This is a genomic window from Methanosarcina sediminis (assembly GCF_052056915.1).
In the GTDB taxonomy this organism is placed as follows: Archaea; Halobacteriota; Methanosarcinia; order Methanosarcinales; family Methanosarcinaceae; genus MTP4.
Window position 1 is genome coordinate 666,556 of record NZ_CP195119.1, and the last position, 24,577, is coordinate 691,132.

Annotated in this window: 15 protein-coding genes; 10 read left to right on the forward strand and 5 right to left on the reverse strand. The window is 43.8% G+C overall.

The genetic code is table 11. The features are described from left to right. Positions 1-111: 111 nt before the first annotated feature. Both ACSAZK_RS02820 and ACSAZK_RS02825 read right to left on the reverse strand, forming a co-directional pair. On the reverse strand, positions 112-2,220 hold the full coding sequence (locus ACSAZK_RS02820) for a PAS domain S-box protein (protein ID WP_440957088.1): 2,109 nt from the start codon (positions 2,218-2,220) through the stop codon (positions 112-114). A 235-nt stretch (positions 2,221-2,455) separates the two neighbouring features. Then, positions 2,456-3,325, reverse strand: a complete 870-nt coding sequence (locus ACSAZK_RS02825; protein ID WP_440955906.1) for a winged helix-turn-helix domain-containing protein — start codon at positions 3,323-3,325, stop codon at positions 2,456-2,458. A 213-nt stretch (positions 3,326-3,538) separates the two neighbouring features. On the opposite strand from ACSAZK_RS02825, the gene ACSAZK_RS02830 reads away from it, so the two are divergent. The 5 genes from ACSAZK_RS02830 (at position 3,539) to ACSAZK_RS02850 (ending at position 9,146) form a co-directional block, all read left to right on the forward strand. Then, on the forward strand, positions 3,539-3,847 hold the full coding sequence (locus ACSAZK_RS02830; RefSeq protein ID WP_440955907.1) for a hypothetical protein: 309 nt from the start codon (positions 3,539-3,541) through the stop codon (positions 3,845-3,847). 720 nt (positions 3,848-4,567) lie between these two features. Continuing rightward, a complete protein-coding gene (locus ACSAZK_RS02835; protein WP_440955908.1) occupies positions 4,568-4,768 on the forward strand; it encodes a hypothetical protein in 201 nt (66 codons plus the stop codon). Positions 4,769-5,427: 659 nt separating this feature from the next. Further along, positions 5,428-6,720 carry a Fic family protein gene (locus tag ACSAZK_RS02840; protein ID WP_440955909.1) on the forward strand — a complete coding sequence of 431 codons (1,293 nt, stop codon included), beginning with the start codon at positions 5,428-5,430 and terminating at the stop codon, positions 6,718-6,720. Between the two features lie 198 nt (positions 6,721-6,918). Further along, positions 6,919-7,179, forward strand: a complete 261-nt coding sequence (locus ACSAZK_RS02845; protein ID WP_440957089.1) for a restriction endonuclease — start codon at positions 6,919-6,921, stop codon at positions 7,177-7,179. A 413-nt stretch (positions 7,180-7,592) separates the two neighbouring features. Continuing rightward, positions 7,593-9,146: an ATP-binding protein gene (locus ACSAZK_RS02850; RefSeq protein WP_440955910.1), complete on the forward strand. Its 1,554-nt coding sequence runs from the start codon at positions 7,593-7,595 to the stop codon at positions 9,144-9,146. Between the two features lie 166 nt (positions 9,147-9,312). Here the strand turns inward: ACSAZK_RS02850 and ACSAZK_RS02855 are convergent, their stop codons facing one another. Beyond that, positions 9,313-9,831 carry a protein-tyrosine phosphatase family protein gene (locus ACSAZK_RS02855; RefSeq protein ID WP_440955911.1) on the reverse strand — a complete coding sequence of 173 codons (519 nt, stop codon included), beginning with the start codon at positions 9,829-9,831 and terminating at the stop codon, positions 9,313-9,315. A gap of 408 nt (positions 9,832-10,239) precedes the next feature. On the opposite strand from ACSAZK_RS02855, the gene ACSAZK_RS02860 reads away from it, so the two are divergent. From ACSAZK_RS02860 to ACSAZK_RS02875, 4 genes are all read left to right on the forward strand, one after another. After that, on the forward strand, positions 10,240-13,389 hold the full coding sequence (locus ACSAZK_RS02860; protein ID WP_440955912.1) for a restriction endonuclease: 3,150 nt from the start codon (positions 10,240-10,242) through the stop codon (positions 13,387-13,389). Positions 13,390-13,529: 140 nt separating this feature from the next. After that, the gene (locus ACSAZK_RS02865; protein WP_440955913.1) at positions 13,530-14,687 is read left to right on the forward strand and encodes an LL-diaminopimelate aminotransferase; all 1,158 of its coding nucleotides are present in this window, start codon (positions 13,530-13,532) and stop codon (positions 14,685-14,687) included. 598 nt (positions 14,688-15,285) lie between these two features. Continuing rightward, entirely contained in the window at positions 15,286-15,561 is a 276-nt protein-coding gene (locus ACSAZK_RS02870) for a hypothetical protein (RefSeq protein WP_440955914.1), read from the forward strand. Positions 15,562-15,948: 387 nt separating this feature from the next. Then, entirely contained in the window at positions 15,949-16,722 is a 774-nt protein-coding gene (locus tag ACSAZK_RS02875) for a UPF0280 family protein (protein ID WP_440955915.1), read from the forward strand. Positions 16,723-16,952: 230 nt separating this feature from the next. Here the strand turns inward: ACSAZK_RS02875 and ACSAZK_RS02880 are convergent, their stop codons facing one another. Together ACSAZK_RS02880 and ACSAZK_RS02885 are read right to left on the reverse strand one after the other, a co-directional pair. Beyond that, complete coding sequence (locus ACSAZK_RS02880; protein WP_440955916.1) at positions 16,953-18,101, reverse strand: PGF-pre-PGF domain-containing protein; 1,149 nt, start codon at positions 18,099-18,101, stop codon at positions 16,953-16,955. Beyond that, positions 18,098-23,779, reverse strand: a complete 5,682-nt coding sequence (locus ACSAZK_RS02885) for an OmpL47-type beta-barrel domain-containing protein (RefSeq protein ID WP_440955917.1) — start codon at positions 23,777-23,779, stop codon at positions 18,098-18,100. Before ACSAZK_RS02885 ends, ACSAZK_RS02880 begins: the two co-directional genes overlap by 4 nt. 253 nt (positions 23,780-24,032) lie before the next feature. On the opposite strand from ACSAZK_RS02885, the gene ACSAZK_RS02890 reads away from it, so the two are divergent. Then, on the forward strand, positions 24,033-24,311 hold the full coding sequence (locus ACSAZK_RS02890; RefSeq protein ID WP_440955918.1) for a hypothetical protein: 279 nt from the start codon (positions 24,033-24,035) through the stop codon (positions 24,309-24,311). Positions 24,312-24,577: the final 266 nt, after the last annotated feature.

A 24,577-nucleotide genomic window follows, 5' to 3' on the forward strand; every position in this document is an offset into this window, starting at 1 on the left:
CTAATTAAAAAATAGTAATAGTTCCCCCTGAGTAAAATATAAATATTAGTATTTTCAAAACAAGAATTTTTAATAATATACTCTGCGTTTTTCCAGCCCACAATATCCTGATTATTCTTCCCTTTCAGCTTCTTCCGAAGGCCGGGAAAGAGAGATGAAAACTTCCCTTCCTTTCCACTTTCCCCTGCTAATACGAGTTTCGGCAGGAACCTCTATTCCTTTTTTGCTGACAAATGGAATGGTGCAGGAGGATTTTTTACCTGCAAGGAGTTGGGAAAAATTGCCTGCGGCTTCAAGCAACTTATTCTGGGGGTGAAGGGAGATTATGCTCTTTCCTTTGAGCTCTTCCGGAGAGTATCCGAGCTTTTTTGAGACTGCCTGGTTGCATTGGGCTATGCAGCCGTCGACGTCGACTATGAAGAGAAAATCATTTAAGGCGTTGAAAAGGGCTTCCAGGTCGTTGCAGGTCTTTTTCAATTCGGTTTTTTCCATTACCCGCCCGATGGCAACCCCGATTTCGGTGGCGATGGTTTCCAGGACTTTTCGGGCAGTTTCGGGTATTTCGTCTTCTGTGCGGGAAATGAGCTTGAGGGCTGCCACTAATTCCCCTTTGTATAAAATCGGGAGAAAAGCGGTAGCTTTCAGCGTCTCGTGAGGCTGGAGTTTTACGTTTGTCAGGGAGCAGATTTCGGAGTGGTGCTTGTATACGGGCTGCCCGTTTCTTGCCAGCCGTGCCATTACGGAATTCCCGTCATAGTGAGAAGCAAACTTCAAAAAGCTTGGAGATAGCCCCCTCTGGGTTTCCATGGAGAGATCACCTGTTTCTTTGTTTATCAGATATAAGCATCCCGAATCGATGGGACTGACCTGAAGTGCCAGCTCAAGCAGCTGCTTAAATGTTTCCTTAAAATCATCCGTTGTGATGAGTGCAATTCCCAGGTCGCACTGGATCCGCAGGAAATCACTTTCCTGCTTGCGTTCGGTGATGTCCATGATAACGCACTGAAGGTAGGAAGTGTCTCCTTTTTCATCCGTCTGGATGAAAGTCCGTTCATCCACCCAGCGAACTTGCCCATCTTTGGTCAGGATACGGTATTCCAGAGTGAAATCGGTTTTCCCTTCCGAGCAGTTCCTCATCAGGCTGTCTTTGACTTTTTCAAAATCAGATGGGTGTATGATGTCACCAAAAAGCAGCTTCCCGCCTGTAAAATCTTCAACACTGTATCCGAACTTGCTGATGTTCTCAGAGATGAATTCCACAGGCCATTTGTGTTCGGGGAGGCAGAGGAATACAACAACCGGGCTGTTGTTTACAACAGTTTCCAGGACCTTACGGACTTTCATGGCATAGAGCAGGTCTTCTTTCGTCCTTTTTTGTTCCCTCATATCCTTTGCCACTGTCAGGACCATGGTCTTCCCGTCATATTCCATGATATGCGTACTCAATTTGATGGGAATGACGGCTCCATCTTTTCGCACGTGTACGGTTTCGAAGGTAGCCTTCCCGTCCCGATAGATCCGCTTGAACTGTTTCGGGAGGCTTTTTTTGTACTTCGCATCAAGGTCATAGGGCGTCATCTGCAGGAGCTCTTCCTTGCTGTACCCGAGGCGCTTGCAGCTTGTCTCGTTTGCTTCGAGGAACTTTCCATCCCTATCATGGATTATTATTGCATCGTCGCTGTATTCCATAAGGGCTTTGAACTTCTTTTCCGAATATTCCAGCTTTTCTTCAAGCTCTTTTTCTTCGGTGATGTCCCTGATGAAGCCGATATAATCCCTTATCCTCCCTTTCTGCCCGTACCTTACAAGAGTCCGGTCCTCCACCCAGCGCACTTTCCCGGCCTTTGTTAGAACACGGTATTTCTGGGTATAGCCCCTGATTCCTCTTTCGGAATTGCTGATTATGCCAAAGCCAAAGGCTTCCAGGTCTTCGGGGTGGATGAGGTCGGAGTACAGGAGGTTTCCGTCCTTGAAATCCGCTGCTTCATACCCGAAATGAGAAACATTGGCGGAGACAAATTCCACAGGGAACCCTGCCTCTGCCTTCCTCAAAAAAATAACTGAAGGGATATTTTCAAAAACGGCTCCTAGCTCATCAAATGACCCGAATACCTCAAAAAAATCAGTTTTTTCACTGCCGGTCTTTTTCTTTCCGGAAAAGCTGTTTTGAAACCCGTTTCTGCTGATAATGATCCCCCTTGCAAGATTTTTCAGGCTTATCTGGTTGTGTGCCTGTCCACAGTATACCTATTATAAAAATGAAATTTATTGAATAAAAACTATTCTTTCTGATAATCATTCCTTTTGTTCATCCCGTCAGCCCGGTGGAAAATTCAAGACATAAGGAATGGGAAAAAGGAATGAAAGAAGGAATGAAAAAAGGAGTGGGAAAAAGGAATGGAAAAAAATGAGAAAAAAATGAGAAAAAAGAGTTTACGGCATTTTTCCGCTTCCTTTAAGCCTCTCCAACTTCAGAATAGATCCGTGAAAGCCCCTGCAGCGTGGAATACCCTTTCCGCGTGATGATGTAGTCCCCGCGTTCACTCCTTTGCAGGATCATCCCGGTGTCGAGAAGTTTCTGGAGGTGGAAGAGGAGGTTTCCGCCCCTGAGGCCGGTCAGTTTTGAAAGCTCGGAGAAGGTCTTGCTTTCCCCGGAAAGGGCTTTTAGCATAAGGAGGCGCTGCTTGTTTGCTATTGGCTCGCAGATTTCGGAGACCAGCTTTTCGGGCGGCATTTCGCTTATGTTGCCTTTTTCGGCTTCTTCTCCCCTGTCCTCGTAGATCTGGAGGGAGCGCATGAGCTTGACCTGCTTTTCAAAGAGGGAAGTTGCTTCCGAAAAGCACTTGCTGCACTGGGGAGTTTTTGCCTCTTTCCGGAGTTCCTCCAGCCTGCTCCTGTACTGCTTTACGGTCTCTGAGTCGACCTTTCCCCTGCCAATCAGCCCTGCCGTTTCCTGCATGAAGTCCCTGAAAGCCGTTTCGCAGAACTCCCGCATCCCGCAGTCCCGGGTCATGTTGTCGTGCATCCTCTCGTTTGCGTCCTCACAGATGTAGTCAACCATGGGCTTCATGAAGTTCTTTCTCATCTCTGTCAGCATCACTTCGATATGCTGCTGGTTTGCCCGCTGCAGGAAGCGGGAGAACTCGTTTCGAAGGGAGGCAACTTCTTCTTTTATGGAATGCAGTTCTTCAAAATAACTGCTCTCAACATCATATTTCAAAAAATAGTCAGGGACATTTTCAAGTGAACTTATGGGTTCCCCGGTTACTGACTGGCTATTTTTTCCGCTCAGGTTTGGACTCTCTGTCAGGGGTTCGGAGTTCATATCAGGTACCTTCTTTATGCTATATTTTGCATTGAAAAGGTTTTAACTTTTTCGTAAACTTCTTCTAATTTATTGTGGACACTCTCTATAAAAGGTCATTTTTCTGTACTGCGTGCTATTTGTACATAATCATGACGCTCAAATTTATATGTATACAGCACATTTTTAAAATATGTAAACTATATATTGTACAATATATGGAGGCATTGATATATGGAAATAGAAGAACACCACGCCGCATGGAGGCGTTTTTGCCGGCCATCGGTCTACGAAGAAGTACAGTCTACCCAGGAAGAAGAATGTGTGATTTCGAGTTTTATTGACACTACGGACTCCGCGCACCCCATCACTGCTTTTGTTTTGAATGCCAGTGACGAACAGCTTGAAGCCTTTGGCTACCTTGACCAGTGGATGCAGCACTACGGAATCCGGTTCTGCAACTCAGACTCCTGTGAGTGCGAGCACACAGAGGTCTTCCACGGAGCCTTACGGCTTGCGGGTCAGCGCCTTGGTACGGATTAAGTAGATACACAACCCCCAATCTGCTATAATGTGACTGATTTTGAGCCGTTTTTAATATCTACACACCACAACATGCGGCGACCGTGTACCTACTTTGTTTACACAGGGCTTGTGTGACCTGGCGGATAAACTGCCATTTATCCTTCAGGTATTGAGCCCTAATATTTTTATGTATGTTCTCTTATCAATATTTTACCATATTGACCCAGTTTATTATAATAAACACTATTATTTTTCCTATTTATATATTACGCCTGGGTTTCGTCAACTTCCCCCATATTTCACCCAGGATTTCATACCCCATCGTGCTTATTCACACCCTTTTTATGTTCTCTACCCACTCATTTTCCAGATTAAATTTGTCTGCGTAGCCAGACCTCCGTATTTAAAAATAATTCTAAGGTTCTGCTTGAATTTTTCACTACTATCTTCCAGTTGTCACTCCCATTTTACTGTCACTTTCTTCTCATTGTCTTTCTTATCAATTACTTTTGTATGCCTACATAATTTGGAATAAAAACCAGAAAAAAGGTCAGGAAGAAAAGAGGAAAAACTCAATAAAAAAGTCCAGAAGAGGGTCAAAAAGCAGACAAATTTACCACAAATGTCCTCTATTTTAAATTTTTAAGGTCATATTTCTGTACAAAAAATTGATGTGTACATAATTATGACGCTCAAGTATATAAATCTGTACACCATTTCACTCTTTGGTGATAATTCATGGAGTTAGAAGACATTAACAACTACGTACAGAACGCCAGTGCAGAAGAACTCAAAGCCTTTGGCTTCCTCGGCCAGTGGATGATGGAAAACGTACCAAAGCACTGCACCTGCCCCTCAAAGTGCTCCGAAAACTGCGAACTTGCAAAAGCCCTCGGAGGAGCCCTCCAGGCTGCCGGTCAGAAGTTACAGGGACAGTGAATGGGATCCATCGGGATTCTGCTGTCCCTTCCTTTTTTATTCATTGGATCTAACTCAACTTTTTTAAGAATTAATTCAAAATTGACCTGTTCTTTTTTTGGCACTTTCCCATTTCTCACGGGTAAGACAAATCTCACGGGTAAGACAAGTCTCACTTCAAGACCAAATCTGTTTTTGTGAGGGCCACACACAAAAAAACAAGGAGCCATTTTTTCCATACCGGTTCGATAGGGAGTTGCGGGAGCACAGAGTAGTAAACATACTAACGGAAAAACGTTCTGGCGACATTCATTGCTTCAAGCATTACTTAAGAAATATCTTTTTTTAACCAGCAAAACATAATGAATTTGATTTTCAGGGTGCATTTTTTATCAAAATATATCAAAATCCATGAAATTGATAGAAAAATTACTATTATGATATATCAAAAACTATCAAATTGATAGGAAAATTACTATTAGAATCTATCAAATTGATAGAAATTGATAGGAAATGATAGAAAATAACTATACAAAACCGTCAAAGCATATCGAATTGATAGAAAAAAGGCATAAAATTGTTATCAAAATCTATCAAAATACATCAAATTGATAGAAAAGAATATAGGACATAAATATCAATATCTATCAAAATCAACCAAATTGATAGAAAGGAATAATATGAAACTCCCAGAAGTCCCAGAATTTTCAGCAGAAGCCATTGAAGAGGCTGGAAAATACCTGCATGATGACCGGATTACTGAACTTGTCTCCAGGTACAACGAGAAGTATCTGCACTGGGAGGAACTAAAGTACAGAAAACTTCCCACAAACCCGAAAATCATATGGAATTTAATGAAAAATTCCCGGGCCTTAAAGACAAAATCCCTGAAATTCGGGAACTGGGTATTCAAATATTCGTTAATAGATGAATTTCAGGAAAAATTACATATCCTGGACAAAACTGCATCCGGAAACCTTCTGAGCAATCTTGAATCCCTGCAGGACAATAGGAAAAAATACATAATCAGCTCCCTGATGGAAGAAGCAATAGCTTCAAGCCAGATAGAAGGGGCGGCGACTACCAGGGAAATTGCAAAAAGGATGCTAAAGGAAAACAGGAAGCCCAGAAACAAAGACGAAAAAATGATTGCAAACAATTACACCACGATGAAACACATTGTGGACTTAAAAAACGAAGCAATCACCCCTGAGAAAATTCTAGAAATCCACAGGATGGTTACAAAAGGGATCCTTGAAAAAACCGAATATGAAGGCAGTTTCAGGGAAAACGACAAGATAGCAGTTTATTCCCATGACGGAACACTGCTCCACAAACCCGTAGAATACGGAAGAGTCCCGGCCCTGATTGATGAAGTCTGCGCTTTTGCAAATAATGAGGATGAAGAATTCATCCACCCTGTTATAAAGGGAATAATCATCCACTTCCTGGTCGGGTACATCCATCCCTTCAACGACGGAAACGGCAGGACGGCAAGAGCTCTTTTCTACTGGTACCTCCTCAAAAAAGATTACTGGCTCTTCGAGTACATGGCAGTATCCAGGGTAATAAACAGTTCAAAAAAGAAGTACAGAAACGCCTACCTCTACAGCGAATCCGACAAAGCCCCGGCTGACGCCGGAGACATCACCTACTTCATCAAATACAACCTCGACTGCACCCAAAAAGCCCTGGACGACGTCCTCGAATACCTGAAAAGAAAGAAAGAGGAGCAGTCCCAGGCCTTGAAAATCATAAAAGAATCCGAAACCCTGAACTTGAGGCAGGCGGAGATCCTCAAGCAGTTTTTAAAACAGCCCGAAAAGCCGGTTACGATTAAAGAAATAGTAACAACGTACATTGTGGCATACGCCACTGCCAGAAGTGACCTCTTCCATCTGGAAGAACTTGGTTATGTCGAGAAGAGGAAAGCCGGGAAAGAATTTATTTTCATCTTCAAGGGAATCGATTGAGGTTTGATATATTTTATTAGGACGTGTACTATTTTTATCAAAATCTATCAAAATCCATTGAATTGATAGAAAAAAATAGTACTGAGAATCAAGCAGAATAGTTGTAGACCCTGCACCCGCAAAAGAATCGACTGTTTGTACCGCAGGATGAGAACAAGTGTATAGTAAAGTAAGTTACTCAGCAGTACATCAAACAAAATCGACCTTGTGGCTATGAATGAGAAAACGGACGAAATCCTTTTTGGCGAGATAAAGTACACAACCAGAAAAATGGGTGTCAAAGTCCTGAACGATCTCAAAAAGAAAGCTGGAAAGGTCAAATGGGGCTCAGAGGGACGCAAAGAACATTACCTGCTTGTCAGCATGAGCGGGTTCGATGAGGAACTGCGGGAGCTTGCGGCGGCTGAAAAAATTACTTTGATTGACAGGGACGTGCTCGAAAAAGTTGTTTTGAAATGAAGAAACCAGCACCATGCAGGCAATATGTCAAAGATTATTGTGAATACAATAATTGGTGACACAATAATTGGTGACACAATAATAATTAACAATAGGTTTGTTGACTGGTAAGGTGAAGAGAGGAAAGAGTATTTTGCGGTTTTTTCGAGGAAGAGGGTTTTTGCTGTTTACATTGAAAGATTTTGACCGTGTTGAGGGAGATTATCAGGTATCAGTAAGTAACTAAGTAGTAATTAAGTATTTAAGTAATAATAACTAAGTAGTAACTAATAAAATAACCAAAAAATAGCTGACTAATAACGAAGAAGATAACAAAGTAGTAACTAATAAAATAACCAAGAAAGAACTAAGTAGTAACTAACAAAATAACTGTGATAAGGGGTAAGCTAATGAAATCTGAATGGGGGATCTGATTGGCGCTTCCGGTTAACGTCCACGAACTCATCACCGGGCTCACAGTCGAATGGGAAAGGCTGGAATTCAAAGGGTCCTGGAATCCCGAGTCCATTCTTCACTCGATGTGTGCTTTTGCAAACGACATCAACAACTGGGGAGGGGGCTACATCATTGTCGGAATCGAGGAAAAGGACGGAAGGCCGATCCTTCCACCCGCAGGCCTTGATCCCGGCCAGATCGATGCATACCAGAAAAAGCTTCTCGAACTCTGCCACCTGATGACCCCAAATTACTTTCCGGTAGCTGTGCCCACGGTTTTCCAGGAAAAACACATTCTTGTAATCTGGTGTGCAGGGGGGGATACACGGCCGTACAGGGCACCCAGAACTCTCGGCAAGAAATCAGAATCCGTATATTACGTCCGGCGCTTTTCCTCCACGGTCCGTGCCAGTTCCTCCGAAGATCAGCAGCTGTTAAAACTTGCTGCCAAAGTACCCTTTGACGACCGGATAAACCAGAACGCGGACCTGGAAGACATGAACTTTACCCTTATCAAAACCTTTTTGAAAGAGGTCGGAAGCGACCTCTATAAAACCGCAGATTCCATTTCCTTCAAAGACCTCTGCCTTCAGATGCAGATAGCAAGGGGACCCCCCGAATACCTTAAACCTGTAAACGCCGGCCTGCTCTTCTTCAACGAAAACCCGGATAGGCTGTTCAAAGGGACCAGAATCGAAATCGTCGAGTACTACGACGAAATCGGGGACCGCTTCACGGAAAAAATCTTCACGGGCCCCCTCAACATCCAGCTCAAAAACGCCCTCCAGTATTTGAAAAACCTTGTCCTGAAAGAAGAGATCAGGAAAGTCCCGGACCGGGCAGAAGCCCTCAGGTACTTCAACTATCCCTACAGGGCTCTTGAAGAAGCCCTCGCAAACGCCGTCTATCATAAAAGTTACGAAGAAAGGAGCCCTATCGAAGTAAACGTCCGCCTGGACAGAATCGAGATCCTCTCCTTCCCCGGCCCTGTCCCCCCTGTAAACAATAAGCAACTAAAACAGCCCAGGGTAGCTGCCCGCAACTACCGCAACCGCAGGATAGGGGATTTCCTGAAAGAACTGCACCTTACCGAGGGCCGGAGCACCGGCATCCCAAAAATCCGCCAGGCAATGAAAAGAAACGGCTCTCCACCCCCCATCTTCGAAACCGACGACGACCTCAACTATTTCCTGACAACCCTCCCGGTCCACCCCGCGTTCATCAGCCAGCCCCGGGTCGACAGAACTGCCGAAGCCAGACCCGCATACCTGCCCGATGAAAGGTCCTTGGACATTCTGGAATTCTGCCTTCAGCCCAGGAAAAGATCAGAAATAATGGAACATATCGGCCTCACCAACCAGACCAGGAACGTCAGGACATCAATTCAGCCCCTGCTTGACCCGGGATACCTTGCATACACGATTCCCGCCAGGCCGAAGGATAGAAACCAGAGATACCGGACCACGGAGAGAGGAGCAAAGTTGCTTGACGTGTTTTATGAAGAAAAAACAGAGCAAATTAGCAGCAGCTAAAAAGGAAACATTGGAGCTGACAGGCAACATAATGAATTTGATCCTGATGATGAATTTTTATCAAAATCTATCAAAATCTATCAAAATCTATCAAATTGATAGAAACTGATAATAACCGATAGATCAAAAGAACAATCCTCTGAACACACATTCTTAAAAGCTGTCCTCAATACTTCCGCACCATCTCCGCCTGCCACTCCGTCTCCGGCCACCCTCTCAACCCTCTTGATTTGTTAATCCTGTCCAGGTAGCCCACCACCTCATCCGCGGAAAAACCAAGGTCCCTGAGCACACACCCAATGACCGTCCCGGTCCTGCCTATGCCCCCCATGCAGTGGACGACAACTCCCTCTCCTGCATCAATTCTTCTTCTCACCAGAGCCGCTGCCTGCCTGGCAAGCCACTCCTCTGTTGCAGGGTCCTGCGGCGGATTCCCATAGTGCAGGTCTTCCATCTCCGCAGAAAACAGCACCTTGAGGGGAGAGGGGTTATAAGAGACCTCCGGGTCGCAGAGGCAGACAACCCCGGAAAAGCCCGCAGCAGCAATCTTTTCCCAGGGGGTGAAAACTCCGGGGTAGGGCATTCCGGCAAGAAGCGCCGGCTCCTTGAGCACGATGTAGAGGTTCCGAGGCATTTTGATGCCGGTTATTGAGGGCATCTCCAGCGGGGTTAATAGTGAGGGCATTATTCTGTGAGTATGGGATATGTGGGATATAAATTTTCAGTGGGTTGGGAAGGGGTGAGGTGTGGGAGAGAGTTTGGAATATAAAGTACATAAAATGGGAAATAATGTCTCGAATGAAAATTTTTAGCCATCTTTTGAAGTTCAGGCAGAACACATGTTTGAAATTATGTTACCAAGTTAATTGAAAACTCATTTTTATTGAGGATAATAGTACTGAAGAAGAATGTTGTACATTCAGAAGCGACAATTAAAATAAAATTTATACTTCCGTTTTTGATAGCTAATACAATTAGAATTAAAGAAAATCAATATCCATTTATAGAATAGTTGCATCAAAGATAGTTAATATTTTTAAAATGATTAATTCATATTTTTTTAAAGAATCGCAACAATTGAAGAGATATAAACATGCAAACGGTTTCCTCCATTAGAATTTTAGAGGCTGAAAATAACAAGCGAGGTGACCTTTTCAATAGACTTATGGAAGATTTATTTTCAGCTCTTGGTTATCACAATTTTCGAAGAGATATACCAAAAGCTGGAAGAGAAATAGACATCAGAGGCACCCACCGTACCGAAAAGAGGCGTTTATTCGCAGAGTGTAAAGCTATGAAAAAAAAGGTCGGCGGAGAAGCTATTAACACATTTTTGGGTAAGCCAGACATACAGAAAAGTAAAGAAGAAATAGACACTGTAGCGTATTTTGTTTCTTTAAACGGTTTTACATCAACAGCACTTGAACAAGAAGAGGAAGTTGGAAAAAACCGCATAATACTACTTGATGGAAGACAAGTTATAGAAGAATTGATAAGAGGCCATAAGATAGCATCTCCAGAAACCGCGATGGAAAGAGCTGGACGCTGCGCATTTGAACATTCATCGGATCTAAAACTTGAAGAGAATTGTGAACTGTTAGCTTGTGAAATGGGGTGGATCTGGGCAATTTATTTCACCCAAAATAAGCAAAGGACGCATTTTGCTTTAATTCATGCTGATGGGGAATCAATTGGTTCCGACTTAGCAGAATCCGTTATTGAAAAAGACAGATCTGTTGGAGGCATTTTACACTCACTAAAGTATTTAAACCCCAAGCTTAAAAACCCAATAACCCAAGAAGAAATTCGAAAAATAAAAGAAAAATATTTTACCTATTTAGCTGCAGAATGTGGGAAAATAACACTGGAAGGTCTACCAGCAGACCAAAATATAGGTCCCAAGAGTTTAAAGTTAGAAAATATTTTTGTACCACTATATTTTGAAAAAGTAAGTAACTCGATTGCTTCCATGTCTTCATCTAGACGTACAAGTTATCTAAATTTTGCTAACTTAGCTGCTGATTCCAGTAAACTCCATGAGCATAAAAAGGAAAACATCGGAGAAGTTATTTCCAAACATTCAAAGTTAGCAATTCTTGCACCTCCCGGAGGGGGAAAAACTACTTTACTCAAAAGTTTGGCAATTGCATATGCTTTTCCAGAAAGAAGCACTTTAATCGATTCTAATCTCCCAGAAAAGTCTTGGATTCCAATTTTCATTCGGTGTCGACAACTTGGAGATCTTATTAAATCATCAATAACAGAAATTTTGAATACTGTCCCACAAAGAGCTGAAATGAGTGATTTAGCAGAACCTTTTACTAATTTAATCAAAAATTTTCTTCGGAATGGCGAAATTCTACTTTTGATTGATGGACTTGACGAGATTTCAAGTGAAGGAGTACGTCTTTCATTTGTTAATCAACTATGTACTTTTTTATCGATTTATCCGAATACAAACATTATTATTACATCTAGAGAAGCTGGATTTAGAAAAGTTGCCGGAATTTTGAGTGAATATTGTGAGCATTATTCAATTGCTGATCTTAATGATGAAGACATCACTAAGTTCACAATTGCTTGGCACAAAGAAGTAATTGGAAATAAAACAGAAACCCTCGAAGAAGCAAAAAAATTAGCTTGTAATATATGCGCCCCAGGCCCTGTAAAAGTGTTGGCTAAAAATCCATTACTTTTAACCACTCTTCTACTAGTTAATCGTTGGGTAGGTCAATTACCAACTAAAAGAACTGTTTTATACGAAAAAACTGTAGAACTTTTACTATGGACTTGGAATGTTGAAGGACATGAACGTATTGAACCGGACGAAGCAATACCTCAGTTAGCATTTGTGGCATTCTATATGATGAAAAAAGGCACACAGAGAATATCATCAAAAGAACTAAAGCAAGTTTTAATTTCTGCACGAAAACAAATGCCTGACATTTTAGATTATGCAAAATTTGGACACCAAGAATTTATACATCGTATAGAGCTTCGTACCAGCCTCATGATATTAAGTGGGCACGAAGATGAAAATGGTAATTATTGCCCTATGTATGAATTTCAACACTTAACATTCCAAGAATATTTTGCAGCATTGGCCATAGTCGAAGGTTATTATCCAGAAAGAAAAGAAAGTGATACTTTACTAAAGATATTAAAACCTTATTTGCATGAAGATAGCTGGAAAGAGGTAATTTCATTGGCTACTGTTTTGTCTGGAAGAGATTCAAAACAAATAATAAGCCACTTAATTAAGATTTCCAAACAAGGTACAGAAACATATCTAATAGATGAAGAAGAGGGACTAGAGTATCCAATTTCTAAAACCACTCAATTGTTGGCCCTATGTATATTGGAAGGAGTCAAAATACCCCCAAATTTATTGGATGAAGGACTGAAACTAATTGCGAAACAAGACCCATTCATTCAAGACATAAAGCAATTATTGAGAGGAAAATATAGTGAAAGATTTGAAAATGTTGTCCAAGAGACCTTTATGAATTCATCAAATGATTTAAAGGCACTGGGGAGTACCTTGGCAATGATAACTTTAGAAGAGATTAATTGGTATGATTCAGAATACCTGACCCCAGAAATTCTCGATAAAGTGTATAAATTGTTAGATGAAGATAATATTATCCAAAAAGTTAAGGGTAATCTAGCAGTTGCCGAGATTTTTCAGCGATGTAGATTCAAAAAAAGATTTTCAACGTTAACACATGAAGAAGATAAATCACTTACACTTCTCGCAAAAAGAGTTATTTTCGACCTTCGATCTGATGAAATGCATCTCAATTTTGCTGCTTGCTATGCCTTTGCGCGATCAACATATATGGGTTACGAAGTTCATGAAAATATAAAATGTGTAATATTAAGGCTATTTGAGATCCTAAAAAACTCAGACAATATTTCAGTTCAACGGGTTGCAGCTTGGGCAATTTTATGCTGCCCAGTAATTGATAGGGAACTTGACCCATTTCCAAGTCCTACTCTTGAGGAACTTAGATTTGTTAAGAATAACCAAACCCTTCACACTTTAGACCACCCTGGATGTTACAGAATAAGCTTAGTGTCTTTGATAATGGCTTTTTACTGGAAAAAACCATGGACAGATGCTGAACTCAAAAAAGAATTTGTCTTAATCAAAAACTCGATTGAACAAGATTTGCCTTTATCTGATCATGAAGATGCTAATTACATTAACAACTTTTTAGCAGAACTCTCCTATCATTGTTAGCATCCATATTTCATTAAGAAAAAATCATAGTAAACATCTATGAATCAGTATATAATCCATCCCATACCTATTAATATTTCAATCACCGTACTACCCCCAGAAAAACACACCGTAAATCCCATATATAGGTGACTTTACCAATGTATTCCGACCGAATCAATGCATTACCCCCATACCTTTTTGCAGCGATCGATGAAGCAAAAGCCGAAGTTAAGGCTAAGGGAGTCGACGTGATCGACCTTGGGGTAGGAGACCCGGACCTGCCCACTCATGAGCATATCGTGGAGGCTATGTGCGAGGCTGTGAAAGACCCGAAGACGCACAGGTATCCTTCCCACAACGGGCTTTATGAGTTCCGGAAGGCTGCGGCTGACTGGTGCGAAAAATATAAGGGAGTTAAGCTCGACCCTGCCACCGAGGTCCTGGCCCTGATCGGGTCCAAGGAGGCTGTGGCACATATCCCGCTGGCTTTTGTCAACCCCGGAGATGTGGTGCTCTATACCGACCCCGGTTATCCTGTCTATAAGATCGGGACCATGTTTGCGGGCGGAGAGCCGTACCCGCTGCCCCTGAAGGCTGAAAACGACTTCCTGCCTGACCTGGACTCCATTCCGGCAGATGTACTCAAGAAGGCAAAGCTCTTCTTCTTCAACTACCCGAACAACCCGACATCGGCTGTTGCGGATATGGCTTTCTTCGAGAAGGTCGTGGAGTTCTGCAAGAAAAACGACATCATCGCAGTTCACGACAACGCTTACTGCCAGATGGTCTACGACGGCTACGAAGCTCCCTCCTTCCTGGCTGCAAAAGGCGCAATGGACATCGGGATCGAACTCTACTCCCACTCCAAGACCTACAACATGACCGGCTGGAGAGTTGGTTTCGCTGTCGGGAACAAAGACCTCGTCAAGGGCCTGGACAAAGTCAAGTCAAACATCGACTCCGGCACTTTTGACGCCGTGCAGATCGCAGGCGCAGCAGCCATGAACGAGTCCCAGGAATGCGTGGACGAGATGAACAAAATCTACACCGAACGCAGGGACACCCTGATCGAAGGGCTCAAAGCCATGGGACTTGAAGCAAAGCCGCCCAAAGCCACCTTCTACATCTGGGCTCCCGTTCCCGCAGGCTTCACCTCCATGGAATTCTCAAAAGTCCTCCTCGAGGAAGCGGGAATCGTGGCAACCCCTGGCGTCGGCTTCGGAGATGCAGGCGAGGGTTTCATCAGGTTCGCACTCACCCAGCCCGTAGCCAGGCTGCAGGAAGCTGTCGAGCGGATGAAGAAGCTGCAGTTCTAATCCAAATAAGATATAAAATTCATTCAAAAGATCTTAGTCAGGCGGCGTGATCCTGAAATCCGCTGCCCCCAATTCTCTTTTTTGATTTTTTTTAATCAATTCTGCCTCCGTTTTATCCTCGTTTTGTTCCCGAATTGCCCCTGAATATTCTTTTAAGCAGCCTGTTACCGGAGTACATTTAATTTAGATATTATCAGTAGCCAGGGGCCTCACCGGTTGCCAACCCCGGCAGCAGCCCGCTCGCCAAGGCGAGCGGTTTTTCCCTGAAAATTGTGGAAAAGAGGAAAGAGCTGAAAAATCGTAAACTTCTGCAACCGCACTATATCATACATACCAGAACGACAGTTTTCATTGCCAATGAAATATTTCTGGTCAAAGTTTTCATTGCCAATGAAATATTTGTGACTAAAGTTTTAATTCAGAATGAAATGTTTCAAAAAACGGGATCAATCGCTTTTCACTAATAAGATGAACACCAGAAATCACAACGAAAAAATCACAAAATGAGGAAAGTTTTGAGTTCATCACCCAAAGCTTGAGTACTCTTATTTATGGCCATTCACATAATTACATAAGGCTAACGGGAAGGGGGTCAGCCATGAAAATGCTGGTGAAATTTCTTGACATAGTGCAGGAGCTCACGGAAGAGCCGGAAATTGAAGTTGAGATCCATAAAGGGGATACGGTATGCACGGTCCTTTGGGCTCTTGCCTACCATTACGGGCATGATTTCTATAAAGTGACAGTCGGAGACGAAAGTGAAGACCCGAAAATCAGGATTCTGCTGAACGGCAAGGATATAGAAGAATACTCCAGCTGCCTGGAAGCCGGCGTGAGAGGAGGGGACGTAATCGAGCTGAGGGAACGTACATGAGCGAACTTCAAGACATGTTTTTGATCCGAGAACTTACAACTAAGATGACTCGGGTTCTGTATTTACTTCAATAATCTACAAATCGGATGACTCGGGTTCTGTATTTACTTCAATAATCTACAAATCGGATGACTCGGGTTCTGTATTTACTTCGATAATCTACAATTCATCTGACACTGTTTCTGATTTTTCAGCTTCTTCTTTTTACTTTATTACCTGCTCAGGCCTCGCTTCGCTCGGGACAAAAACGACGGGATGAGGCTATTCAGGTTGTCCCGGTTTTCTGACAGCCAACTCGAAAAAACCCAACCATAAAATAAGATCATTCATCTCTCAAAACCCGAAAAGCACTTCTTTTTTAAGCCATAACTTCCTTATCAGACCAGCATGCCAGAACCCGCAAAAGAGCCCGGAAAAGGAGCTGAAAAAAGACCTGAAAAGCCCTCCATTAAAGAACATTTCCAGCTCAAGGAAACCATTGTAACAATCGCAGCTGACGAACAGGCTCACATCGAAGCTGCAAAAGAAGCAATCCATTTTCACCGCGCAGCCCTTGAAAACTATATCCTCTCAGACCCTTTCTTTAAGCTCACCCTTGAGCCCCACAGCTGTCCCTCCGATGCCCCTGAAATCGTCCGGAGGATGGTTGAAGCCGGGAATGCCATGGGAATCGGGCCCATGAGTGCGGTTGCAGGCACGGTCTCGGCTCTTGCCGTGGAAGCCATGGTCGAAGCCGGAGCTTCGTATGCGATCGTGGACAACGGTGGGGACATTGCTATGATCAACGACAGGCCTGTGGTGGTGGGGATTTATGCGGGACAGTCCTCCATCAGGAACCTGGGCTTTGTTTTCGAGCCCCGGGACTCGATCACCGGGGTCTGCACCTCAGCCGGGACCGTGGGCCCTTCAATCAGCTTCGGGATGGCAGATGCTGCGGTCGTTTTTTCCAATAATGTATCCCTGGCGGACTCGGCTGCAACGGCTCTCGGGAATGCCGTGGATGTGGGAAAAGAAGCAGTTGAGAAGGCTTTTGACGTGGTGAAAGGAATTTCCGGGATTTCGGGAGCTGTAGTTGTTCAGGGAGAATACATTGGCATGTGGGGAGATGTGCCAAAAATCACGCGGGCGGACGTGCGGTATGAGTGCATTACGAAGGCGTGACGAAATTACGAAAGCGAAATAATTACCAAAGCGTGACAAAATTACGAAAATGGGATGATTACGAAAGTGAGATGATTACGAAAGCATGACAAAACACAGGGGCAGAAAAAGTAGAGAAAAAATACACAAACAAAAGGTAAAAGGGATGCAGCATTGGGCTCTGCTGCAACCCGGAACACATTATTTTTTTAACAAATTGTTTTTTAACCTATTCTTGTTTTCTTAACAAATTATTCCTTTCTTCTCAGGACGCAGTAGGCGGTGCAGATAATGCCAGCTGCAAGCATCGAACCAAAACCTGGAAGACCGGATGGTTCATCGTCCTGGGCTTCGGATTCCGGGGCATCTTCGACAGCTGATGCAGGGCCGTCTTCCGAATCTGCGGATTCGGATTCTTCCGGCAGGATCTCCATATTAGATGTTTCTTCTGCGGTTTCCGCGCTTATTGCGAAGGGTGAAAAGGCAGAGGTTTTGGCCTCGAAATAGACATATTCATCGTCTTCGCTGACTTTCAGGGTCTCAAGCTTTTCCCAGGCATCTTCGGTATAATGGAGAAGGTTTATTGAAGCTGCATCAATTCCTTTTTCTTCCATCCAGGCTTTTTCGACCTTGAAACCTATAACTCCGTTTTCGATGTTTTCGGGGCCTGCTACTCCGCCGCTTCCGATCCAGATGTTCAGGTGCCTGTAAATTTCTCCTGAGGGCATTTCGGAAACGAGATCGGATTTCCCTTTAAGCATCTCGACAATTGTGGTGGTTTTTCCCAGGGTTCTCTTTGCGTCAAAATCAATGTAAATTACGCAGGTAACTTCCTGAGGGAATGCAAACCTTACACGGTTGCCGTTTGAGACAAACTGGTTGGAAAGCTCCTTGATTTCAACGTTGCTCTGGGGCTCGGGAGAAGAGCCGCCACCGCCGGAAGAACTGCCTCCGCTACTGCCGCCTGAGCTGCTTTTTACGGATATTGACGAATTGGCAAGATAGACGACGTTTTTATTTATGTCCCTGAGAAGGCCCTCGAATATGTACGTACCGCTTGAGGCGGGAGCTTCCAGGGTATAACTGAAACCTGTCTCTCCCATCAGCAGGAAAGAGATCTTGCTTCCGTTTACGCTTACGGCTTCATCCTGAAGACTCGAACCAAGGTATGTAAAGCCCGAAGGGATCTTTTCCAGGACCTGTCCGGCTGAACCATAGTCAGCTACATTTACGGTGACCTGGAACTGCTCACCCCGGGCAACCGAAGCAGGCAGTTCCCTGCTGGCACTGGCCTCCAGGTCCGCAGCAGCAGGAACAACAGTCACGGCCAGGAAAAGCATCGCAACTAAAGCTATTCTAAAGTAAGATACTTTCAGAGTCTTCATAATAAGAGTCTTCATAGTAAATCCCACCCATCAGCATTGAAGTAAGCACTTAAAGTAGCATATTTCACACCGTCAGATACCGTAGTTCCGGTCACAACACTTCCAACTTCCGAAGGTGAAAGGTTCCCATCATTGCCTCCAAACTCCGAGTGGACATCATCCGCTGCTATTACCGTCAGAGGTGGAAGATGAACCGTACTTGTCGGGTTTACCTCGTTATTGTTCGTGGCACTTACATTGAAACTGAATTCACCAACCTGATCCGTACTGATTCCATACGTATAGAGTACGCCGTCAGGACTGCTCATTTCCACTTCTGAAGCTCCTCCTATCGGACTGAGGTCGATTGTCACTTTCATGATCCCCGTTCCTGACGGGTCCGTCACATTCAAGCTAACGATCGAAGTATCGGCGGAGTTGTTCAGAATGGTCGACGGGACAAGCTGAAGATCTTCAAGGACAGGAGAGGTATCGAGTTCAACCCGGACCAGCTTTGCAAGTTCCCTGTTGCCAGCAAAGTCCTCGGAGTAATAGCTTATGTTGTGGACTCCATCAACATCGATGTAGACAGAATCTCCTGCGGTCCATCCTTCCTCCCCTTCAAACTTATAATAGGTGGATTTTATGCCGGAGGAAGGATCCGCATCAGTTGCGGTGAAGTTTACCCAGAAAGGTGTATCCTGCTTTCCTTCCGGAGCATCAACGGATGTACCCGGGGAAACGGTGTCAACAGTGAAATTAAGAACTTCACTTGTCCCGGTATTGATAGCGTCGTCCCATACGGAAAGCGACCAGTTGTATCTGCCATCAGCAAATGAAACCGGCACATTCACATAAGCCCCGGAGCTGAAGTTTCCGGTCCTGTTAACTTCTCCGTCCACGAACAGGGTGTAGTCAAGCGTATCATCGACATTGTCAGAAGCCGTGAAGTTGAAAGTTACCGAACCCGTATCGTTGATAAACTCATCTTCCGGAACCACCAGAGTAAGTTCAGGAGCTACGGTGTCGACTGTGAAGTTAAGGACATCACTTACGTTGGTATTGATAGCGTCGTCCCAAACGGAAACAGACCAGTTGTATTCACCGTCAGCAAAGTCGAGGGAAACAATCTCAGACGAGCCGGAAGATAAAGTACCCGTACTGTTTTCAACTCCGTTAATGAACAAAGTGTAGTTGATAAGTTCATCAACATTATCAGATGCACTGAAAGTGAAAGTAACTGAACCTGTATCGTTGATTGCACCTTCTTCGGGGCCCATCAACATAAGTCCGGGAGCTTCAGTGTCAACGGTGAAGTTAAAGACCTCACTTATGTTAGTGTTGAAGGCATCGTCATGGACTGCAACAGACCAGTTGTAGGTACCGTCAGCAAAGTTTAGTGAAACAGTATCAGAGACTCCGGAAGATAAAAGACCAGTCCTGTTAACTTCTCCATTAATGAACAGAGTGTAATTGATAAGTTCATCAACATTATCGGATGCACCGAAGGTGAATGTGACTGAACCGGTATCGTTAATTGCGCCTTCTTCAGGACTCATAACCATAAGTTCAGGAGCTTCAGTGTCAACAGTGAAGTTACAGACCTCACTTATGTTAGCGTTGAAGGCATCATCACGGACTGCAACAGACCAGTTGTATTCGCCGTCAGCAAGCTCCAGAGAAACAGTTTCAAATGAGCCTGAAGATAAAGTACCTCTACTATTTTCAACTTCGTTAATGAACAGAGTGTAATTGATAAGTTCATCAACATTATCAGATGCACCGAAAGTAAATGTGACTGAGCTCGTATCGTTGATTGAACCTTCTTCAGGAGCCACCAGTATAAGTTCAGGAGCTTCGGTGTCAACGGTGAAGTTAAAGACCTCACTTATGTTGGCATTGAAGGCATCATCCCGGACTGCAACAGACCAGTTGTATTCACCATCAGTAAATGAAATCGGTACATTAACGGAAGTTCCAGAGGCCAGGTATCCAGTCCTGTTAACTTCTCCATTAATGAACAGGGTGTAGTTGATAAGTTCATCAACATTATCAGATGCACTGAAGGTGAAAGCGACTGAACCCGTATCGTTGATCGCACCTTCTTCCGGAGCTGCCAGCACAAGTTCGGGAGCTTTGGTGTCAACGGTGAAGTTAAAGACCTCACTTATGTTGGCATTGAAGGCATCATCCCGGACTGCAACAGACCAGTTGTATTCGCCGTCAGCAAACAAAACCGGTATAGATACTTGAGTTTCAGAGGCAAAATTTCCAGTCCTGTTAACTTCTCCGTTAATGAACAGAGTGTAGTCAAGCGTATCATCAACACTGTCAAAAGCTGTAAAGTTGAAAGTGACCAAACCGGTGTCGTTGATTGCACCCTCTTCAGGAGTCAGCAGCATAAGTTCGGGAGCTTCAGTATCAACAGTGAAGTTCAGGATACTGCTATCATTATATTTCCCGGATGCATCACAGACGGTAACGGACCAGTTGTAGTCGCCGTCAGCAAAGCCAATAGCTACATTTTCAAAACAAGCTGAATCAATGGTTCCGCTTGTGTTCTCGATTCCATTGATGAACAGAGAGTAATCAAGCGTGTCATCAACGGTGTCAAAGGCCGTGAAGTTGAAAGTGACCGAGCCTGTATCGTTGATAGACTCATCTTCCGGAGCCACCAGAGCAAGCTCAGGAGCTTCAGTGTCAACAGTGAAATTCAGGACACTGCTTGAATTATACTTTCCTGAGGCGTCACAGACGGTAACGGACCAGTTGTAGTCGCCCTCAACAAAGTCTACCAATAAGGTCTCAAAACAACCTGAATCAATGGTTCCGCTTGTATTCTCAATACCATTGATGAACAGGGCATAGTCAAGCGTATCATCAATGGTGTCAAAAGCTGTAAAGTTGAAAGTGACCGAACCACTGTCGTTGATAAACTCATCTTCCGGAGCCACCAGAGCAAGTTCAGGGGCTGTGGTGTCAACAGTCAAATTCAGGACATTGCTCGAATTATATTTCTCTGAAGCATCACTTACGGTAACTGACCAGTTGTAGTCACCTTCTACAAGGGACAGATCCACAGTTTCAAAACAACCTGAATCTATGGTTCCGCTTGTGTTCTCGATTCCATTGATGAACAGGGTATAGTCAAGCGTATCATCAACGATGTCAAAAGCCGTGAAGTTGAAAGTGACCAAACCGCTGTCGTTGATAAATTCGTCTTCCGGAGCCACCAGGAAAAGTTCAGGAGCTGTGGTGTCTACGGTGAAATTCAGGACACTGCTTTCATTAAGTTTACCGGAAGAATCCAGGACAGTAACGGACCAGTTATATTCGCCTTCATCAAGAGACAGCGGCACATTCTCATAATCGCCGCAGACGATTGTTCCGCTTGTGTTCTCGATTCCGTTAATGAACAGAGTGTAATCCAGGTCTTCATCAACAATATCAAAGGCCGTGAAACTGAAAGTTACTGAACCTGTGTCGTTTATGCACTCTTCTCCCGGAGCTATCAAAGCGAGCTCAGGAGCTTCAGTGTCAACAGTGAAATTCAGGACACTGCTTGAATTATACTTTCCTGAGGAGTCACAGACGGTAACGGACCAGTTGTATTCGCCATCAGCAAAGGATAGATCCACATTCTCAAAATCGCCACAGACAATTGTTCCGCTTGTGTTCTCAATTCCGTTAATGAATAAAGTGTAATCGAGATCTTCGTCGACAATATCAAAGGCCGTGAAGTTGAAAGAGACCGAACCTGTGTCGTTTACGTACTCTTCTTCCGGAGCTATCAAAGCAAGCTCAGGAGCTTCGGTGTCAACAGTGAAATTCAGGACATTACTTTCATTAAGTTTACCAGAAGAATCCCAGACGGTAACGGACCAGTTGTATTCACCGTCAGCAAAGGATAGATCCACATTCTCATAATCGCCGCAGACGATTGTTCCGCTTGTGTTCTCAATTCCGTTGATGAACAAAGTGTAATCGAGATCTTCATCAACAATGTCAAAAGCGGTGAAATTGAAAGTTACTGTACCGGTGTCGTTTATGCACTCTTCTTCCGGAGCTATCAAAGCAAGCTCAGGAGCTTCAGTGTCAACAGTGAAATTCAGGACACTGCTCGAATTATATTTCTCTGAGGCATCACTGACGATAACTGACCAGTTGTATTCGCCGTCAGCAAAGTCGACAGTTAAGCTTTCAAAACAACCTGAGTCAATGGTTCCGGTTTTGTTTTCAATACCATTGATAAATAGAGAGTAATCAAGCGTGTCATCAACGGTGTCAAAGGCTGTGAAGTTGAAAGTTACCGAACCGGTTTCGTTTATTGTCCCTTCTTCCGGAGATATCAGCATAAGTTCAGGAGCTTCAGTATCAACAGTGAAATTCAGGACATTGCTCGAATTATATTTCCAGGTGGAGTCCCAGATGGTAACAGACCAGTTGTATTCGCCTTCATTTAAGAACAGATCCACCGTCTCGTAACCACCACAGGTGACATTTCCGGTTGTATTCTCCACTCCGTTAATGAACAGCCTGTAATCAACATCCTCATCCTCATCATCACAGGCCGTGAAGTTGAAGCTTACTGAACCGGTGTCATTGATAAAACCTTCTGCCGGGGATATCAGGGCAAGCCCTGGTGGTGCACTCTGGTCAATCATAACGAAACTTCCATCGTCTGTGGAAGTTTTCCGGGGACCGGCATTACCTGCAAGATCAGCGTAGTCGATTGAAAAAGCTACCGGGCCGTCAGCATCGGAGGGCTGGACTGTGTAAGTTGCATTGTAAAATAAGCCATCGTGTGAAACTGCTGCGGGCTGCCCTGCAATCATAACCCCAGGAGTTTCAAACAGGGGCTCGGATGCTGTGAAGGAGATGTTAATATCGTCACCTGTAATAGCAATTGTATTGTCTTCTTCGTTGGAAGACAGTATTGAAACGGCGCTTACAGAAGGCGGAATTCCGTCACCCACTGGGATGTTAAGAACTTCGTCATTCACATTTGGAGGGATTCCGGCATCCGGGTCACCTGCAGTGTCAGTAACAGCAAAATAATAAAGGTCAAGTCCCTGACTTTCGTTGCTAATATTAAATGAGGGGTCATCCCCAATACTTTCAATAGTTAAAATTGCTACGTTCCATAGATAGCCGGGATCACAACCATAAATCCCGATAGGGACACCGGTATCGTTGGTGAGGCTTATATTTTCCGGGAAAACCAGATCAAACTCTTCACTGAAATTCATCTCAATCTGAGTACTTGAAATGAATCTTGCGCTGAGCAGTTCAGGGTCCTGGCCGTCGGAAACCATTTCATCGGTGTAGCCAGGGTTAGGATTCCCGGCTTCATCCAGAACTGCCCCCGAAGCAAGGTCAAGTCCCACATTAGTATTCTCGATACTAAATCCGGTATCCTCCCCGGTACTTTCCGTAATGACCGTGACAAGGTTATCCTCGATCAGAACAGGATCTCCTGTAAGTTGAATAGGATCGTCGTTATCGTCGGTCAGACTTATCTTCAACTGGTCAACAGAAGAAATATTTTCGTTGAAAGTCATCTCAAGCTCAGTGGAGGAGATGTATTTTGCACATACAAGTTCAGGGGAAATCGTGTCCGCAATGATAAGTGCGGGGATGATAGGCTCAAGTAGAAGAGCCGGACCTGAACTGGTCCAGATAGAATCAGGAGCAATAATAGATGCAGCAATCATATCCCCGTTGGATATACCTGAACTTGTTCTGATTACGATAAAATAATTGTAAATATCAGAAGAAGCTGGCAGAGGATGCAACAGTGAATAGGCAGGATCTATCATCAGAAGACATATAGGGGGAGCAAAAACTGAATCGGGAAATAATAGGGGGACCTGCTCGTCGGACAGATAACTAAATTGGCCGTCTCCGTCCCTATCAAAATATAAAGACACCCCACTTGTCGGATCATTGCTCAGAAGGTTTAAATCATTGATATCAAACCCTGGGCCTGAAAATGAAAAATCCAAATTTAAAGACGTAAGTGTATCACCACTATCCGAACTAAGATTCAGGCCTATTACCCCTGTAGGTGGGCTTGAAGCCTTGATAGCGGATGGGGCAATTGAGCCACCTGTAGCAAAGGTCATCGCACTGGCGGTCCCGGCTGTTATGGTCAACAGAAGGGCCGTGAACAATATCGTAAGGAACAGGGATCGATGTTTAAAAGTAATTCGATCTGTTTTTTGTATATTCATATTTTCACCATAGGTTTTTCTGGAGAATCGGAAGAGATGATTCCACAACAACTTCCGATTCACAAATCATATGCATATTTTTTTAAAGTGAACTATTTTTAAAGAAAATGGTAAATAAAATAAATTAGTTGGCAAAGGATCAATGTATTACTTTTAAAATATATTATACAATGTCTGTGTTATTTTATTACTAAACAAGAACACCTAACTAAGCTATTAGTCACTGAACCGAATGAAACAGTACCCTTAGTTTTGATTAACTCTGTAAGGATCACACCC

Excerpts from the sequence above, each read along its gene's own strand:
- ACSAZK_RS02860 (WP_440955912.1), top strand. The coding sequence starts at position 10,240 with ATGCAAACGGTTTCCTCCATTAGAATTTTAGAGGCTGAAAATAACAAG.
- ACSAZK_RS02865 (WP_440955913.1), top strand. The coding sequence starts at position 13,530 with ATGTATTCCGACCGAATCAATGCATTACCCCCATACCTTTTTGCAGCG.
- ACSAZK_RS02885 (WP_440955917.1), bottom strand. The coding sequence starts at position 23,779 with ATGATTGCTGCATCTATTATTGCTCCTGATTCTATCTGGACCAGTTCA.
- ACSAZK_RS02840 (WP_440955909.1), top strand. The coding sequence starts at position 5,428 with ATGAAACTCCCAGAAGTCCCAGAATTTTCAGCAGAAGCCATTGAAGAG.
- ACSAZK_RS02875 (WP_440955915.1), top strand. The coding sequence starts at position 15,949 with ATGCCAGAACCCGCAAAAGAGCCCGGAAAAGGAGCTGAAAAAAGACCT.
- ACSAZK_RS02835 (WP_440955908.1), top strand. The coding sequence starts at position 4,568 with ATGGAGTTAGAAGACATTAACAACTACGTACAGAACGCCAGTGCAGAA.
- ACSAZK_RS02855 (WP_440955911.1), bottom strand. The coding sequence starts at position 9,831 with ATGCCCTCACTATTAACCCCGCTGGAGATGCCCTCAATAACCGGCATC.
- ACSAZK_RS02870 (WP_440955914.1), top strand. The coding sequence starts at position 15,286 with ATGAAAATGCTGGTGAAATTTCTTGACATAGTGCAGGAGCTCACGGAA.
- ACSAZK_RS02880 (WP_440955916.1), bottom strand. The coding sequence starts at position 18,101 with ATGAAGACTCTTATTATGAAGACTCTGAAAGTATCTTACTTTAGAATA.
- ACSAZK_RS02825 (WP_440955906.1), bottom strand. The coding sequence starts at position 3,325 with ATGAACTCCGAACCCCTGACAGAGAGTCCAAACCTGAGCGGAAAAAAT.
- ACSAZK_RS02830 (WP_440955907.1), top strand. The coding sequence starts at position 3,539 with ATGGAAATAGAAGAACACCACGCCGCATGGAGGCGTTTTTGCCGGCCA.